General features: G+C 74.0%; 14 protein-coding genes. 10 read left to right on the top strand and 4 right to left on the bottom strand.

What is annotated here, in order from left to right; all coding sequences use genetic code 11:
• Positions 1 to 54 precede the first annotated feature (54 nt).
• From WMF43_RS27810 to WMF43_RS27800, 3 genes are read left to right on the top strand one after another with little or no spacing between them, the layout of a single operon-like run.
• Complete coding sequence (locus WMF43_RS27810; RefSeq protein WP_437669059.1) at positions 55 to 3,132, top strand: YbcC family protein; 3,078 nt, start codon at positions 55 to 57, stop codon at positions 3,130 to 3,132.
• Entirely contained in the window at positions 3,122 to 4,573 is a 1,452-nt protein-coding gene (locus WMF43_RS27805) for an NADH-quinone oxidoreductase subunit 5 family protein (protein ID WP_437669057.1), read from the top strand. Before WMF43_RS27810 ends, WMF43_RS27805 begins: the two co-directional genes overlap by 11 nt.
• Positions 4,570 to 6,141 carry a complex I subunit 4 family protein gene (locus WMF43_RS27800; protein WP_437669055.1) on the top strand — a complete coding sequence of 524 codons (1,572 nt, stop codon included), beginning with the start codon at positions 4,570 to 4,572 and terminating at the stop codon, positions 6,139 to 6,141. Before WMF43_RS27805 ends, WMF43_RS27800 begins: the two co-directional genes overlap by 4 nt.
• On the opposite strand, the gene cysK is transcribed toward WMF43_RS27800, so the two are convergent.
• Both cysK and WMF43_RS27790 read right to left on the bottom strand, forming a co-directional pair.
• Positions 6,129 to 7,019, bottom strand: coding sequence for a cysteine synthase A (gene cysK, locus WMF43_RS27795; RefSeq protein ID WP_437684095.1), 891 nt, complete (start codon positions 7,017 to 7,019; stop codon positions 6,129 to 6,131). The genes WMF43_RS27800 and cysK overlap by 13 nt on opposite strands.
• Positions 7,020 to 7,201: 182 nt before the next feature.
• Positions 7,202 to 8,062, bottom strand: coding sequence for an endonuclease/exonuclease/phosphatase family protein (locus WMF43_RS27790; protein ID WP_437669053.1), 861 nt, complete (start codon positions 8,060 to 8,062; stop codon positions 7,202 to 7,204).
• A gap of 111 nt (positions 8,063 to 8,173) precedes the next feature.
• Here WMF43_RS27790 and WMF43_RS27785 point away from each other — a divergent pair, with 111 nt between their 5' ends.
• The 3 genes from WMF43_RS27785 to WMF43_RS27775 all read left to right on the top strand — a co-directional run bounded on the left by WMF43_RS27785 (position 8,174) and on the right by WMF43_RS27775 (position 10,888).
• A complete protein-coding gene (locus tag WMF43_RS27785) occupies positions 8,174 to 8,617 on the top strand; it encodes a hypothetical protein (RefSeq protein ID WP_437669051.1) in 444 nt (147 codons plus the stop codon).
• Positions 8,618 to 8,678: 61 nt separating this feature from the next.
• Positions 8,679 to 9,677, top strand: coding sequence for an SDR family NAD(P)-dependent oxidoreductase (locus WMF43_RS27780; RefSeq protein WP_437669049.1), 999 nt, complete (start codon positions 8,679 to 8,681; stop codon positions 9,675 to 9,677).
• 65 nt (positions 9,678 to 9,742) lie between these two features.
• Positions 9,743 to 10,888, top strand: a complete 1,146-nt coding sequence (locus tag WMF43_RS27775; RefSeq protein ID WP_437669047.1) for a DegT/DnrJ/EryC1/StrS family aminotransferase — start codon at positions 9,743 to 9,745, stop codon at positions 10,886 to 10,888.
• Here the strand turns inward: WMF43_RS27775 and WMF43_RS27770 are convergent.
• Entirely contained in the window at positions 10,877 to 11,587 is a 711-nt protein-coding gene (locus tag WMF43_RS27770) for a nucleotidyltransferase family protein (protein WP_437669046.1), read from the bottom strand. The genes WMF43_RS27775 and WMF43_RS27770 overlap by 12 nt on opposite strands.
• 343 nt (positions 11,588 to 11,930) lie before the next feature.
• Between WMF43_RS27770 and WMF43_RS27765 the strand changes: the two genes are divergently transcribed.
• Together WMF43_RS27765 and WMF43_RS27760 are read left to right on the top strand one after the other, a co-directional pair.
• Complete coding sequence (locus WMF43_RS27765; protein ID WP_437669044.1) at positions 11,931 to 12,296, top strand: hypothetical protein; 366 nt, start codon at positions 11,931 to 11,933, stop codon at positions 12,294 to 12,296.
• Between the two features lie 12 nt (positions 12,297 to 12,308).
• Complete coding sequence (locus WMF43_RS27760; protein WP_437669042.1) at positions 12,309 to 12,677, top strand: hypothetical protein; 369 nt, start codon at positions 12,309 to 12,311, stop codon at positions 12,675 to 12,677.
• 20 nt (positions 12,678 to 12,697) lie between these two features.
• On the opposite strand, the gene WMF43_RS27755 is transcribed toward WMF43_RS27760, so the two are convergent.
• Positions 12,698 to 13,414 (bottom strand): tetratricopeptide repeat protein, encoded by a 717-nt coding sequence (locus tag WMF43_RS27755; RefSeq protein WP_437669041.1) that lies wholly within the window; start codon positions 13,412 to 13,414, stop codon positions 12,698 to 12,700.
• 202 nt (positions 13,415 to 13,616) lie between these two features.
• Between WMF43_RS27755 and WMF43_RS27750 the strand changes: the two genes are divergently transcribed.
• Complete coding sequence (locus tag WMF43_RS27750) at positions 13,617 to 14,033, top strand: hypothetical protein (RefSeq protein WP_437669039.1); 417 nt, start codon at positions 13,617 to 13,619, stop codon at positions 14,031 to 14,033.
• A 213-nt stretch (positions 14,034 to 14,246) separates the two neighbouring features.
• Positions 14,247 to 15,104: a serine/threonine protein kinase gene (locus WMF43_RS27745; protein WP_437669037.1), complete on the top strand. Its 858-nt coding sequence runs from the start codon at positions 14,247 to 14,249 to the stop codon at positions 15,102 to 15,104.
• The last annotated feature ends 82 nt before the right edge of the window (positions 15,105 to 15,186 follow it).

The following is a 15,186-nucleotide window of genomic DNA, read 5'->3' as shown; positions in this document are numbered from 1 at the left end:
AAGCGGGCGGACCTCGCCGGGGCCCGAGAAGCACCCCTTCCATCCGGTATCTTCATGAGCAGCGAGCCTTCCCCAGATCACGACGCGAGCGCCGCCCGAGGCGGGCGCCTCGCCGCCGCCGTCGCGCACGCCGGGCATTTCCTGCCGGCGCAGGGGCCGATCGGCGTGTTCGTCCACCACAACACGCTGCACGCGTTCCAGCACCTGCCGTTCCACGAGGCGGTCGCCGCGGCGGCCGCCGTCTTCGAGGCCGAGCCGTACCTGTCCGAGGCGGAGTACCGGGCGCACATCGCGTCGGGCCGGATCCGCGACGAGGACCTCGAGGCGGCGCTCGCCGAGCGCTTCGCCGGGCTCGCTGACGAGCGCGCCCACGATCGTCAGGGACCGCTGTCGCGGCGCGAGATCGAGCGGCTCGCCCTGCGCTACCCGATCGAGGCGGAGACCGCGGCGGGCCTCCTCTGGCGCACCTCCGAGGCCGGGGAGACGCGCAGGCTCCGGGCCGACGTCCCCCCCGAGCGTCGCTTGCGCATCGTCCAGGGCACCGAGCGCTGGCTCGCGGCGCGCCCCGAGCTCGCCGAGCGTCTCCGCGACCGCGGCGGCCGCGACCCGGAGTCGCTCGCCGCCCTCGCGCTCTGGGACGTTTGCCGCGCCGTGCCGCTGCCGCCCGCGCCGCCCGCGGAGCCGCCGCTCGTCGATCGCGTCGGCGTCGACCGGTCGCACCGCGATCTGCTGCTCGAGATGTGCGGCGATGACGCCGCCGAGCTCGTCGATCCGCTCGTGATCCGGCTGCTCGGCGCCTACCTCGACGAGGGCGTCGCGCACTGGGCGATGCCCGATCGGGCGCAGGGGCTCTGGCGCTGCTTCCTCGACATGGTCCTCGGGGGCTCGCGGCCCGCCGCCGCGGCCTTCGCGGGGCTCGACGCGGAGCTCCGCCGCCTCGACGCGGAGGGCCTGTCGCCGGCCGACGTCGTCGTCCGCGCCCTCGAGGAGCTCGGCGTCGCCGAGGAACACTGGGAGGGGTACACGCTGCGCGTGCTGCTCGAGCTGCCGGGCTGGGCCGGCATGATCCACCGCCTCGAGCACACCCCGGGCGACCGGCCGGAGGGATCGCCGCCCGCGTCGTTGATCGAGTACCTCGCCGTGCGCCTGACCCTCGCCCGGCGCGCGCTGCGCGACGTCGCGCGCCGGCGGCTCGGGTACGAAGGGCCGCTCGCCGGGCTCGCCGAGCACGCGCGACGCGCCCCGCCGCCCCGCCGCCCCGCCGCCCCGCCGCCCCGCGCGCCGGATCACGGCCGGCCGTTCCGCCTGTTCCAGCTCGCCCAGCTCGCGGGCCTCTCGGCCGCCGAGGTCGAGCCGCTCTCGGAGGCCGAGCGGGTCTCGGCGCTCGAGGCGCTCGAGGCGTTCGACGAGCTCGCGCGGCGCCGCGTCCTGCACGAGGCGTACGAGCACCACCACCGGGTCGAGGTGCTGCACGGGATCGCCGCGAACCTCCGCCGCCCGGAGGAGGACCGCGCCGTGTCGGAGCCCCGGTTCCAGCTCGTCTTCTGCATCGACGACCGCTGCGAGGGCATCCGGCGCCATTTCGAGGAGCTCTCGCCGCGGCACGAGACCTTCGGCGTGGCGGGGTTCTTCGGCGTGCCGATCCGCTACCGCGGCCTCGACGACGCCGGCCACGTGAGCCTCTGCCCCGTCGGCGTGGAGCCGGCGCACGAGATCGTCGAGCGGCCGCACGAGGAGGAGGCGGGCCAGCGCCGGAGCGCCCGCAGGAGGCGCTGGGCGCGGCTCGTGCACGCGCTCGGGCGCAGCACCCGCACGATGGCGCGCGGGGTGCTGCTCACGCCGACCCTGGGCCTGCTCTCCACCCTCCCGCTCGTCGGTCGCATCCTCTTTCCGCGGGCGACGGCGCGGCTGCGCCGCGCGCTCGAGCGGCGCCTGCTCCCCCCGGTGCCGACGCGGCTCCACAGCCCGCACGAGGAGGGCTCGGCCGAAGGCGGCGAGGGGCGGCCGTTCACCGCCGCGCAGAAGGCGGCCCGGGTGGCCGCCACGCTGGAGAACATGGGGCTCACGCGCGGGTTCGCGCCGATCGTCGCCGTGCTCGGCCACGGATCGACCAGCGTGAACAACCCGCACCAGTCGGCGTACGACTGCGGCGCCTGCGGCGGCCGCCACGGCGGCCCGAACGCCCGGCTGTTCGCGGGCATGGCGAACGACCCCGAGGTCCGCGCCCTGCTCCGCGCGCGGGGGATCGACATCCCGGACGGGACCCTCTTCCTCGGCGGCCTGTACAACACGACGACGGACGAGATCGTCCTCTACGACCAGCACCTCGCGCCGGCGTCCCACCGCGGCGAGCTCTCGGCGCTGCGCGGCGCCCTGGACGCGGCGCGCGAGCTGCACGCGCACGAGCGTTGCCGGAGGTTCGCGCTGGCGCCGAAGGACGGCGGCCCCGCGCGCGCGCTCGCCCACGTCGAGGCGCGCGCCGCCGACCTCAGCGAGGCCCGCCCCGAGCTCGGGCACGTCACCAACGCCGTGTGCGTCGTCGGCCGACGCGCGCTCACCCGCGGGCTGTTCCTCGACCGCAGGGCGTTCCTCGTCTCGTACGACCCGGCGGAGGACAAGACCGGCGCGATCCTCGAGCGAATCCTGCTCGCGGTCGGCCCGGTCGGGGCGGGGATCAACCTCGAGTACTACTTCTCCTGCGTCGACAACCGCCGCTACGGCGCCGGCACCAAGCTCCCGCACAACCTCGTCTCGCTGCTCGGGGTCATGGAGGGATCGCTCAGCGACCTGCGCACCGGCCTGCCGAAGCAGATGATCGAGATCCACGAGCCGGTGCGCCTGCTCGTCGTCGTGGAGGCGAGCACGGAGACGGCCGCCGCGCTGTGCGCGCGGCAGCCGGCCCTCCGCGAGCTCATCGGCAACGGCTGGATCCAGCTCGCCTGCGTCGACCCGGCGACGGGGGAGATCGCGCGCTTCCACGGTGGCGGCTTCGCGCCGTTCTCTCCCCCGGACCACCCCGTTCCGGCGGTCCTGCGCTCCGGCGACTGGTACGCCGGAAAAGCCGGGTTCGTCCCGCCCGCGCTCATCCGTGCCGCGTCCACGCGGCGAGAGGCCGAAATCCATGCTGTCTGACGTCCTGCTCGGCAAGCTCGCCGCGCTCGCTGTGCTCTCCCCGGCCGCGGCCTTCGCCGCGCTCGGGGCCTACCTGCTGCTCCTGCGCACGCCGAGCGAGCGCGTCGTCCAGCGCGTCGTGCTGTCCGCGCTCGCGGTCTCGCTCGCGGCGTCGCTCGCGATCTGGGCCTCGGCGGTCGCGGCGCCCTACGCGTTCCTGCCGGTGGCGCTCGGCCCCTGGTTCAAGGTCGGCGGCTACGAGTTCGACGTCGTCCTGCTCGTCGACCGGCTGTCGGCGACGATGATGGTGCTCGTCTCGCTGATCGCGCTCGTGGTCGGCAGGTTCTCGGTGGCGTACCTGCACCGCGAGGCCGGGTTCGCGCGGTTCTTCCTGCTCCTCGCGCTGTTCTCGACCGGCATGCTGGGGCTCGTGTCCGCGGGCACGGTCGACCTGCTCTTCGCCGGCTGGGAGCTCGTCGGGGCGACGAGCGTGCTGCTCGTGGCCTTCTTCCACGACCGCGCGGCGCCGCCGCGGGCGGCGGTGCGCGTCTACATCACGTACCGGCTCTGCGACGTCGGGCTGCTCGGGGGCGCGGTGCTCATGCACGATCTCGCCCACTCCTCGCAGTGGGGCGAGGTGTTCGGCGGCGGCCCCTGGCCCGGGACCGCCGCCCCGCTCGGCCCCGGCGCGGCCACGGCGCTCGCCCTGTGCCTGTTCGTCGCCGCCATGGGCAAGAGCGCGCAGTTCCCGCTGGGGAGCTGGCTGCCGCGGGCCATGGAGGGGCCGACGCCCTCGAGCGCGCTCTTCTACGGCGCGATCTCGGTGCACGCGGGCGTGTACCTGATGCTGCGCGTGGCCCCGCTGCTCGAGCGATCGCCCGCCGCGAGCGCGGTGATCGCGTGCGTCGGGGCGGCGACCGCCGTCTACGGCACGATGGTGGGGCGCGTGCAGGCGGACGTGAAGAGCGCGCTCGCCCACGCGACGATGACGCAGGTCGGGCTCATGTTCGTGGAGATCGGGCTCGGGCTCTACTGGCTCGCGCTCGTCCACCTGTTCGCGCACGCGTGCCTGCGGTGCCTCCAGATGCTGCGCGCCCCCTCGGCGCTCCGCGACGCGCAGGAGATCCGCGCGGCGCACGCGGGCGAGCCGCTGCCGCACCTCGGGGTGGCCGGCCGGCTCCTGCCGCCGGCGCTCGTGCGGCGCGCGTACTGGCTGTCCCTCGAGCGCTTTCACCTCGAGCCGCTGGAGGAGCGCCTCGTCGCCGCGCCGCTGCTGCGCGTCGGGCGCCTGCTCGATCGGATCGAGCGCCGCTGGGTGGCGGCGCTGAGCGGCGTGCCCGAGCGCGCCGCCGACGAGCCCGGCGCGCAGGCGGCGCGGCGCGCGCGCGCCGCGCCTGGTGATGGCGCGCGCGCGATGGCGTTCCAGCCGACCGCGCGCGACACCGAGAGGGCGCAGCCATGAGCGCCTTCCCGCTCCTCGGGGCGCTCGTCCTCGCGCCCGCGGCCGCGGCGCTCCTCGCCTCGCGGGCGCGCACCGACGAGGGCGCGCGGCGCGCGGCGCTCGCCGGCGCGGCGCTCACGCTGCTCCTCTCGCTCGCGCCGCTCGCGCTGTCGTGCGCCGGCGTCGCGCTCGCCTCCGGGGGCCCCGCCCTGCCGCTCGTCGGCGTGCGCCTCCGCCTCGGCGTCGACGGCTACACCACCGGCCTGCTCCCGCTGCTCGGCTTCGTGCTGCTCGCCTTGATCGCCGCGGGCCCGCGCGCCGCGCTCGATCGGCGCGCCGCCGCGGCGCTGCTCGCCACCGCGAGCGCCATCCTGGCCGTGTTCTGCGCCGCCGACCTCGCGGTGCTCGCGGCGGCGTGGATCGCCGCGCTCGTCCCGGGCGCGCGCCTGATCGGGAAGGTCCGCGCCGAGGACCCGCTGCTCCGGCGCACCTGCCGCATCTTCCTCGTGGGGGGCACGGCGCCGCTCGTCCTCGCGTTCGGCGCCATCGCCGTGATCGCCGCGCGCCGCGGCGCCGCCTTGCCGTTCGACGTCGACGAGATCGCCCGGGTCGGCGTCCCCGAGGCGTGGCAGGCGCCGATCTTCGCGCTCCTCGTGGTCGCCGTGCTGATGCGCATGGCCGCCGTGCCGTTCCACGGCTGGCTGCCCGTGCTGCTGGAGCGCGGCCCGCTCGGCGTGACCCTCCTGCTCGCCGAGATGCCGGTCGGCGTCTGCGTGCTCCTGCGCGTGGCGGTGCCGCTCTTGCCCGCGGCCTGCGCCGAGGACATGCCGATCCTCGCCGTCCTCGGCCTGATCAGCGCGCTGCACGGCGCGGTGCTCGCCCTCGTCCAGACCGATCTGCGCCGGCTGCTCGGCTACCTCGTGGCGAGCCAGAAGGGGCTCGTGCTCCTCGGGCTCGCCACGCTGAACGCGCAGAGCGTGAGCGGCGCGCTCCTGCAGAGCGTCGCGTCGTCGATCGCGATCACGGGGCTCGCGATGGTCATCGGCGCGCTCGAGGCGCGCGCCGGCACGGCGGACATGCGGGCGCTCGGCGGGCTCGTGGCCCGGACGCCGCGCATGGCCGCCTTCTTCTTCCTGCTCGCGTGCGCGGCGATCGGGACGCCGGGGGCGCTCTCGTTCGTGGGCGAGGACCTGCTCCTGCACGGCATCCTGCACGTGCACCCGGTGCTGGCGGTGCTGGCGCTGACCGCCGCGGCGATCAACGGCATCACGCTGTTCCGCGCGTTCCAGCAGGCCTTCCTCGGCCCGCTCGCGCGCCCCCTGAGGGGCGCCGCGGTCGAGGCGCTCCTGTTCCGCGAGCGGGCGTTCCTGCTCGGCATGGTGGCGCTCACCGTGACCCTGGGCGTGGCCCCGTCGGGGCTGCTCGCGCTCCACGGGCCGACGGTCGAGCGGGTCCTCCACGCCGTCGAAGGCGGCGCCGGGGGCGCGCCTGCGTCTCATGAGGCTCAGAGCAGCGGTCTCGCGGCCCGCGACGGCGAGGCTCAGAGCAGCGGCCTCGCGGCCCGCGGCGGCGAGGCTCAGAGCAGGTAACGCTCGCCCGAGTCGGGCAGCACCGTCACGATCGTCCCCTGCACCTTGCGCGCGACCTCCACGGCCGCGTGCACGTTGGCGCCGGAGCTCGGCCCGACCAGCAGCCCCTCCTCGCGGGCGAGGCGCCGCCTCATGCGGGTCGCGCTGGCCTCGGTCACCGTGAGGATCTCGTCGATCAGCGAGCGCTCGAGGATCGCCGGCACGAACCCGGCGCCGAGGCCCTGGATGCCGTGCGGGCCCGGGCCTCTCCCGGAGAGCACGGCGCTCTTCGTGGGCTCGACCGCGCAGATGCGGACCGCGCGGCCCAGCCGGTCCCGGAGCACGCGCCCGCAGCCGGTCAGCGTGCCGCCGGTGCCCACGCCGGCGACGAAGGCCGCGATGTCGCCGCCCGTCTGCGCGAGGATCTCGTGGCCGGTGGCGCGCGCGTGCGCGCCGGGGTTCGCGGGGTTGTGGAACTGGCGGCTCGTCCAGGCGCCGGGCGTCGCCTCGCAGATCTCGATCGCGCGGGCGACCGCGCCCCCCATCCCCTGGCCCTCGGGCGTGAGGACGATCTCGGCGCCGTACGCGCGGAGGATGTGCCGGCGCTCGACGCTCATGTCCTCGGGCATCACTACCACGCACCGGTACCCGCGCACGGCGGCGATCATCGCGAGGCTGATCCCGGTGTTGCCGCTCGTCGCCTCGACGATGGTCGACCCCGGCTTGAGCGCCCCGTCGCGCTCGGCGCAGAGCACCATGCCGAGCGCCGCCCGGTCCTTGACGCTGCCGCCCGGGTTCATCGACTCGAGCTTGCCGTAGACGACGCCGCCCCCCTCGGGCGAGATCCGGGCCAGGCGGACGAGCGGCGTCCCGCCGATGAGCGCCAGCGCGTCGGGCACGACCGGACCGACGCGGACCTCGCCGGCGGGCGGGGCAGGTGAGCTCTCGCCGGGCGCATCGGGCGGGCTCGGCTGTCCGCCGCCCGGACCTCGAGGGGACGACATGCGACCAGTGTACATAGAAGAGCGGCGGGCGACCGCCGCTCTGGTTCCGCGTCGTGCGAGGGCCGGAGGCGACCGTGCTAGATGGAGATCTCGGAGAGCACGCCGTAGTGATCCGAGGCGGCGACGCCGTCCTCGACCTCGTCGAAGACGACCCGCGACGAGAGCGGCTTGCCTCGCACCTGCTTGTCCGGGCCGCGCACGAAGACGTAATCGATGCGGCGCGGGTACTCGTGCGTGATCGCCGCGAACGGGTTCCGCAGGGGATCGAAGGTGAAGCCCGGGCCCTTGCCGCTCTGGTCGAACGTGTCGGCGAAGTACACGCTCTTCTGGTTGAGGGCGTGCAGGCCCTTCATGAAGCGGATCTCGGTGGACTCGGGCTGCGCGTTGAAGTCGCCGACGACGATGGGCGGCAGCCCCTCCATCGGCGCCTCCCGCATCACGATGTCGGCCACGGCGGCGACCTGCGCCTCGCGCACGGCGCCGTGGTGGAACTTCCAGTTGAGGTGGGTGACGAAGAGCGGGAGCGCGCCGTGCGGCGAGTCGATCTCGGCGAACAGGAGCGCGCGCTTCTCGTCGGTGTCGCCGGTGGGCAGGGGGAACGTCTGGCTCCGCGCGATCGGCCAGCGCGACAGCACGGCGTTGCCGAAGAGCACGTTGCCGCCGAGGTCGTGCGCCATCCCGAAGGCGACGTCGTAGCCGAGCCCCTCGGCGACGCTGTGGGCGAGCGAGCGGCCCTCGTGCGAGAGGACCTCCTGCAGCCCGACGAGGTCGGGCGAGAGCTCGCCGAGGCCCCTCCGGATGAGCGCGAGGCGCGCCTCCCACGGGCCCTGCCGGTTCCAGATGTTCAGGGTGAGCACCCGGAGGGAGTGGCGGACGACGATGCCGGAGCTGCTCTGCATTGCGTCGCGGATCCCGGAGCCTTCTCGAGGACGATCCATGCCGACGGGCTACGCCAGCTGCGCGCCCGGATCCAGCCGTGATACGAAGGGCACGGCGCAAGCCGCTGCCCTCCCAGCGTGGGAGGGCGACCTTGACCGGGAGAACCCTGGATGATCGCGTGTGCTCCTCGAAGGGGGCGGCCAGACCTGCCCGCCCTGCGTTCTCGAACCTCGCTCCGCCTCGCCGGAGCCCTCGCCCTGCTCGCGCTCCTCGCCGGCGCCGTCGCCGGATGCGAGAGCAAGATGGAGGCCAAGGAGTGCGACAAGCTCCGCGGCGACGCCTTCGAGCTGGTGAACAAGGCGCAGCACTGCAACACGGACGCCGACTGTCGCCAGAGCGAGTGGCCGGGCTGCGCGAAGCCCGTCAGCCAGGCGACCTTCGACAAGATCAAGCCCATGGCGGAGAGCTACAAGACCGGCAAGTGCGACGAGCCGAAGGTCGACTGCAAGAGCCCGCCGCAGTCGTACTGCAAGCAGGGGCTCTGCGTGCACCGCGAGCTCGGCACGGGCGAGGGGGCCGGGAACACGCCCACCGATCAGATCCAGATCCAGTGATCCGGCCCCGCGCCCCGGTACACGCTTGACGCCCGGGCCCGCAGGGGCCACGGACGCGGCCGTGATCGAGGGTTTCTATCGGGGCAAGCGCGCCGTGGTGACCGGCGCCGGCGGGTTCATCGGCAGCCATCTCGTCGAGGCGCTGGTCCGGGAGGGCGCGCGCGTGCGGGCGCTCGTCCGGTACACCTCGGGCTCCCGGCGCGGGCACCTCGACCGGCTCCCCGAGGACGCGCTCGCCGGGGTGGAGGTCGTCCCCGGCAACGTCGAGGACGCGGGCGCGGTCCGCGCGCTCGTGCGCGGCGCCGACGTCGTGTTCCACCTCGCGGCGCTGATCGGGATCCCGTACTCGTACGTGGCCCCGCAGCAGTACGTGGCGACGAACGTGCAGGGCACCCTGAACGTGCTCGAGGCGGCGCGCGAGCACGGCGCGCGCGTGGTGCACACCTCGACCAGCGAGACGTACGGCACGGCGCGCTACACGCCCATCGACGAGGCGCACCCGCTGACGGGCCAGTCCCCGTACTCGGCCACGAAGATCGGCGCCGACAAGCTCGCCGAGAGCTACCACCTCTCCTTCGGCCTCGAGGTCGCGACCATCCGCCCGTTCAACACCTACGGCCCGCGGCAGTCCTCGCGCGCCATCATCCCGAGCGTCATGCAGCAGCTCGCCGCCGGGAGCGCCGCGCTGCGCATCGGGAGCACCGCGCCGGTGCGGGATCTCAACTTCGTGACCGACACCGTCGCGGGGTTCCTCCTCGTCGGCGCGAGCCCGCGGGCCGTCGGGCAGACGCTCAACGTGGGGAGCGGCCGCGCGATCTCGATCGGCGATCTGGTCAGGCTCATCTTCGAGGTGACCGGCAAGCGCGCGGAGCTCGTGACGGACGAGGCGCGGGTGCGCCCCGACGCGAGCGAGGTGATGGTGCTGCTCGCCGACTTCCGCCGCGCCGCGGAGCTCGTCGGTTACGCGCCCCGGGTGACGCTCGAGGAGGGCCTCGCGCGCACGTACGCCTATGTCGAGCGCCACCTTGCCGACTACCGCCCGCGCGAGTACGCGATCTGACGCGCGGCGCCGCGCGGGGCGGCGGCCTCCGCCCCGCGCCCCGCCCTCCGGCTGGATGGAACGCCATGTGGAAGATACCTCTCAGCGATCTCTCGTTCGGGCCTGAAGAAGCGGAGGCCGCGCGCCAGGTCGTCGCCTCGGGCTGGCTGACCATGGGGGAGCGCACGGCGCTCTTCGAGCAGAAGCTCGGCGAGGCGCTCGGCACCCCGCGGGTGCTGGCCGTGACCAACGGCACCGCGGCGCTCCACCTCGCGTACGTCGCGCTCGGCGTGGGTCCGGGCGATGAGGTGATCTGCCCGAGCCTCACGTTCGTGGCGACCGCCAACGCCGCGCTCCTCTGCGGCGCGACGGTCGTGCTCGCCGACGTGGTCGGCGAGGGCGACCTCGGCCTCGATCCCGCCGACGTCGCCCGCAAGATCACCCCGAGGACGCGGGCGATCGCGGTCGTCCACTACGCCGGCTACCCCTGCGACATGGACGCGATCGCCGCGATCGCGGCCGAGCGCGGGGTCGCGGTGGTCGAGGACGCGGCGCACGCGCCGCTCGCGACCTACCGGGGCAGGGCGCTCGGCACGCTCGGGGACGTCGGCTGCATGAGCTTCTTCTCGAACAAGAACCTCGCGGTCGGCGAGGGGGGCGCCGTGATCGCGAGGGACGACGCGCTCCACGCGCGCATGCGGCTGCTCCGCGCGCACGGGATGACGACGCTCACCCTCGACCGGCACAAGGGCCACGCGTTCACGTACGACGTCCTGGACGCCGGCATGAACTACCGCATCGACGAGATCCGGAGCGCCATCGGGCTCGTGCAGCTCGGCCGGCTCGCCGAGGGCAACGCGCGGAGGCGGGCGCTCGCGGCGCGTTACCACGAGCGCCTGGCCGGCCTGCGCGGCGTCGCGCTCCCGTACCGCGATTTCTACGCGCGCGGGCTGGGCGAGAGCGCGCACCACCTCATGCCGGTGCTCCTGCCCGAGGGGGCCTCGCGGGAGGCCGTGATGACGGCCATGAAGGCGCGCGGGATCCAGACGAGCGTGCACTACCCGCCGATCCACCGCTTCTCGCACCACGGCGCGTCCGGGCGGGTGCGCAAGGAGGGGCTCTCGCGGACCGACGCGATCGCCGACCGCGAGCTCACGCTCCCGCTCCACCCGCGCCTCTCGGAGGCCGACGTCGACGCGGTGTGCGAGGCGCTCGCCGGCTCACTCCGGTAGGTACCGCTGCCGGTTCTTCTCGAACTCCTCCTGCGCCTCGGCGAAATCGTCGCTCCGGCCGATGTCGAGCCAGTGGCCCCGGAAGGGGAGGGTGGCCACCTCCTCGCCGGCGTCGAGCAGCGCGTGCATGAGGTTGTCGAACCCGAAGGGCCGGCCCTCCGGGATGAACGGCAGCACGCCGCGGCTCATGGCGTAGATCCCCATGCTGACCCAGAACGTGTACGTGGGCTTCTCGCGGAAGCCGACGACGCGCCCGCCGGGGTCGAGGTCGAGCACGCCGAGATCGATCTTCGACGCCCGCTCGCAGACGGCGACCGTGAGCGGCGCGCCGGACGCCTCGCCCGCGCGGTGGAGCGCCGTGAAATCGAGGTCGCACAGGATGTCGCCGTTCATCACGAGGAAGCGCTCCGGCAGGTCGCGCTCGATGACCCGGAGCGGGCCCACGGTCCCGAGCGGCGTCTCCTCGCGGTGGTAGGAGATCCGCAGCCCGTACCGGCCCCCGTCGCCCACGACGGCCTCGATGAGGGCGGCCTGGTGGCCGATGCACATCACCACGTCGCTGATCCCGGCGCGCGCCAGCTGCCGGAGGAGGATCTCGACGATCGTGTGATCTCCGATCGGCATCAGCGGCTTCGGGATCAGCGCGGTGTAGGGGCGGAGCCGGGAGCCTTTGCCGCCGGCGAGCACGACTGCCTTCATGCGGTGACGTATACCCACGCGCCGCTCGGACGGGGGGCCATTCCGCGAGCGCCGCGGGATCCAGGCGAAAGCAGGGCGAGGCCAGGGCGAGGCGAGGACGCGGCCAGGGCGAGGCGAGGACGCGGCGAGGACGAGGCGAGGACGAGGCGAGGACGCGGCGAGGACGAGGCGAGGACGAGGCGAGGACGCGGCGAGGACGAGGCGCCGACGCCCTCTTCCGGCCGTCCACATCCTCTTCGATTGACTCTCTTCCGGCTGCTCTTTAGTGATCGAAGAACGCCCCGCGTCAGGCTGGCCCCTGCGCGGGTGGGTTCAACCCTCACAGGCGATATGGGCAGCAATCATGACGATGGTACCCTCCTCCCGAACCACCGCCAGGAAGCGCCGGAAGCTCGGATACCGCGGCAGCGGCACCCTCGCCATGTGCAGCCCCGGCCCGCTCCCGGGCGGCCCGCTCTTCCGGCAGCTCTGCGCGCTCGCTGACCGCTTCTCCGCGGTCGAGGACGATCCGGCCGCGGCGCAGATCGGGACCGTGCTCTCGCTGCTCGCGTTCTACGCGACCAGGCCGAACGACCGGGATTTCCGCCTGCCGTTCGGCTCCTTCCTCATGGACCTCGCCCTGGACGACGAGGCGCGCGCGCGGGCCCGGGCGCCCGGCCAGGGCGCCGCCGCGCCGATCCCTTATGGCCTCCCGCTCCTCGCTCGCTGACCGGGCCTGCCGATGAGCACACGAGAACAACCGACGCGCCCCGCGGGGCGCAGCAAGCGGACGGCATCGGCCTCGGTCGTGCTGCTCGTGAGCGCGAGCGAGCAGCTCGCCGAGCGTTGCCGGCGGCTGGTGTTCGTCGAGGGCGCCGACCTGCTCGCCTGCGATCTCGTGTCGCTGCGAGGGAGCGCGGCCTGGCTCAACCCGCTGGCCATCGTGATGACGCAGGACGTGCGGGCGTTCGATCCGGAGGGGTTCGTCGAGCTGTCGCGGCGCATCGGCGCCGAGCTCGTCGTGCTCCCGTCCGAGAGCGTCTCGGACACGCAGCTCACCGCGATGATCACGGCCGCGCTGGACATCGCGCAGCGCCGCCGCGCCGACTGATCGCGGCGGGGCGCGCCGCCTCAGTCGCGCGGCGGGAGCACGTCGCCGGATCGGCTCGCGAGCAGGCAGCCCTCGTCGAAGCCGAGCTTGCACGCCTTCGTGAACAGCTCGACGGCCTTCGGCGCGTCGAGCGGCACGCCAGCGCCCTGCTCGTGGAGGTGCCCGAGCTCGACGCAGGCGGGGGCGTTGCCGCGGTCGCAGACGTGGCGGAACAAAAGGGCCGCGCGCTCCGGGTCGGCGCTCGCGCCCTCGCCGCGGAGGTACGCCCTGCCGGCCGCGAGGCAGCCGAGGTTCGCGCCCGCGTGGCAGGCGCGCACGTGCCAGTAGAGCGCCGCCTCGCCGGCCCCGTCTCCGTCCGCGATCCGGTCGTGGTACACGTCCCCCAGCCGCAGGCACCCGCGCGCGCTCCCCTCGCCGCACGCCTCCTTGAACAGCCCCATCGCCCGCTCCACGTCGACCGAGACGCGCTCGCCGCGGAGGTACATCGCCCCGAGGGTCACGCAGTCCTCGACCTGGTGCTCTTCGCAGCCGGTCGTGCAGCCGGCGAGGTCGTCCTCCTCGCAGGGCAGCCGAAACGGCAGCGGCGCCGCCTCCGCCGTCGCCGCGGCGGCCGGCGCCCTCGCGGAGGCGGATGAAGAGGGCGGCGCGGCGTGGCGCGCCTGGGTCGAGGCGGCCGCGCCGCAGCCGCAGAGGAACAGCGCGCCGAGGAGCGCCTGGGCGAGTTCGCGCACGTGCATGCTCGAACTCATGACATACACGCAGCGCTCGCCCAAACGCCGCCACGGACGCGCCTGCCTCGGACGTGTGGCCAGGCGAGCCGCGTGGGCATGCGAGCCGCGCGGCCAGGCAAACCGCGCGGGCAGGCGAACCGGGAAAATCGGGCGCTCTCCGGGGCTGGTCCCGCGCCGTTCCCCGGTGTACACGCTGCGAATGCCCTTGATGAGCCCTCCTCCGCTGAAGAAGCTTGATGAGCCCAACCTCGAGGCGCTCATCGAGCTGATGTTCCTCGCGGCGTTCGCCGACGGCGAGTTCAGCCAGGAAGAGAAGCTGCACTTCGTCCGCAGCGTCGAGTCGCTCACGGACCGCCGCATCCCCCAGAGCACGATGGACGAGCTCATCCATGGGGTCATCGAGCGGCTCCAGAAGGAGGGCCGCCCCGCCTTGCTCGCGTCGCTCAAGGAGCGGCTCGCCAGCCCGCCGGCCCGGAAGGTGGCCTTCTCCCTCGCCGTGCAGGTCGTGGTCGCCGACGGGGTCGTCAGGACCAGCGAGCGCGACCTCTTGCTCGAGGTCGCCGCGGCGCTCGACATCGACCAGACCGAGGCCGTGGATCTCCTGCGGAAGCTCGCCGCTTCCTGAGCTCTGCGGAAGCTCGCCGCTTCCTGAGGAGCCTGCCGCCGCGCCCCGGAGCGCGTCGCGCCCGGGGCGGCCCGGGAGCCGACCCAGGCGCAACGGGGGGGAGCCGGCGCCTGATTCTTCCGGAGCCCGGCGCGGGGGAGCCGGCGCCTGGTTCTTCCGGAGCGCGGTGCGGGGTGAACCGGCGCTGTCGTTTTCGGGTACGATGGCGCTGCCGTGAGCTGGTCCTCCACCGGTAGCTTCCTGATCCCCTTTCCGGTCCCGGGCTCGGCGTTGACCTCCACCCGGGGGACGTACGTGATCGGCGCGCTCATCGGCGACGGCCAGTACGGCTCGGTCTACGAGTGCATCGGGCCGTTCGATCAGCCGTACGCCCTCAAGATGCTGCGGCCGGCGAACAAGCCGTACCAGGTCGTCAAGGAGGAGTGGTCGCGCGAGATGCTCCGCCTGGAGAGCTTCCGCCACCCGAACATCGTCTACATCCACGACGCCTTCGAGGTGAACTACCTCTTCTACCTGGCGCTCGAGCGCTGCGACACGAGCCTCCGGGCGCTGCTCGGCACCCCGTTCCAGCCGCCGTTGCTCGTCGAGCTCGCGCGCCAGCTCCTGATGACGCTGCAGTACCTGCACGACAACGGCGTCGTGCACTCGGATCTGCATGCGGGCAACGTGCTCATCTCCCAGCTCGACCACCGGCCGCTCGTCAAGCTCACCGACTTCGGGGTGGCCCACCAGCTCGACGGCACCACCCGCTGGTTCCGCCCGCAGGTCGCGAACCCGAAGATCCTCGTGCCGGAGCTCGTCACGGCGGGCTACACGACGACGCAGAGCGACCTCTACCAGCTCGGGCTGCTCATGTACCAGATGCACACCGGCCAGCCGGCGATCGACGTGAACGCCCCGTACGAGGAGATCACGCGGCAGATCGCCGAGGGCACGCCGCGGCAGAAGGCCGAGGCGCTCGGCACGCCGCTCAGCCAGGTCATCGCCAAGATGCTGCGCCGCCGCGACGCCTACCGCTACCACGCCGCGCGCGACGTCTGGGACGACCTGCGGCAGCTCCGCTGGGCGTAACGCGCGCCGCGCCGGCATCACGCGCGCCGCGCCGCGCCGGCATCACGCCGCGCCGCGCCGCGCCGGCATCACGCGCGCTCCG

Source organism: Sorangium sp. So ce131, from assembly GCF_051519095.1.
Lineage (GTDB): Bacteria > Myxococcota_A > Polyangia > Polyangiales > Polyangiaceae > Sorangium.
The sequence above is the reverse complement of the archived record's forward strand: the minus strand, read 5'-3'. Positions and strand labels throughout refer to the sequence as shown.

Excerpts from the sequence above, each read along its gene's own strand:
- WMF43_RS27810 (WP_437669059.1), top strand. The coding sequence starts at position 55 with ATGAGCAGCGAGCCTTCCCCAGATCACGACGCGAGCGCCGCCCGAGGC.
- WMF43_RS27805 (WP_437669057.1), top strand. The coding sequence starts at position 3,122 with ATGCTGTCTGACGTCCTGCTCGGCAAGCTCGCCGCGCTCGCTGTGCTC.
- WMF43_RS27800 (WP_437669055.1), top strand. The coding sequence starts at position 4,570 with ATGAGCGCCTTCCCGCTCCTCGGGGCGCTCGTCCTCGCGCCCGCGGCC.
- WMF43_RS27790 (WP_437669053.1), bottom strand. The coding sequence starts at position 8,062 with ATGGATCGTCCTCGAGAAGGCTCCGGGATCCGCGACGCAATGCAGAGC.
- WMF43_RS27785 (WP_437669051.1), top strand. The coding sequence starts at position 8,174 with ATGATCGCGTGTGCTCCTCGAAGGGGGCGGCCAGACCTGCCCGCCCTG.
- WMF43_RS27775 (WP_437669047.1), top strand. The coding sequence starts at position 9,743 with ATGTGGAAGATACCTCTCAGCGATCTCTCGTTCGGGCCTGAAGAAGCG.
- WMF43_RS27770 (WP_437669046.1), bottom strand. The coding sequence starts at position 11,587 with ATGAAGGCAGTCGTGCTCGCCGGCGGCAAAGGCTCCCGGCTCCGCCCC.
- WMF43_RS27765 (WP_437669044.1), top strand. The coding sequence starts at position 11,931 with ATGACGATGGTACCCTCCTCCCGAACCACCGCCAGGAAGCGCCGGAAG.
- WMF43_RS27760 (WP_437669042.1), top strand. The coding sequence starts at position 12,309 with ATGAGCACACGAGAACAACCGACGCGCCCCGCGGGGCGCAGCAAGCGG.
- WMF43_RS27755 (WP_437669041.1), bottom strand. The coding sequence starts at position 13,414 with ATGCACGTGCGCGAACTCGCCCAGGCGCTCCTCGGCGCGCTGTTCCTC.
- WMF43_RS27750 (WP_437669039.1), top strand. The coding sequence starts at position 13,617 with ATGAGCCCTCCTCCGCTGAAGAAGCTTGATGAGCCCAACCTCGAGGCG.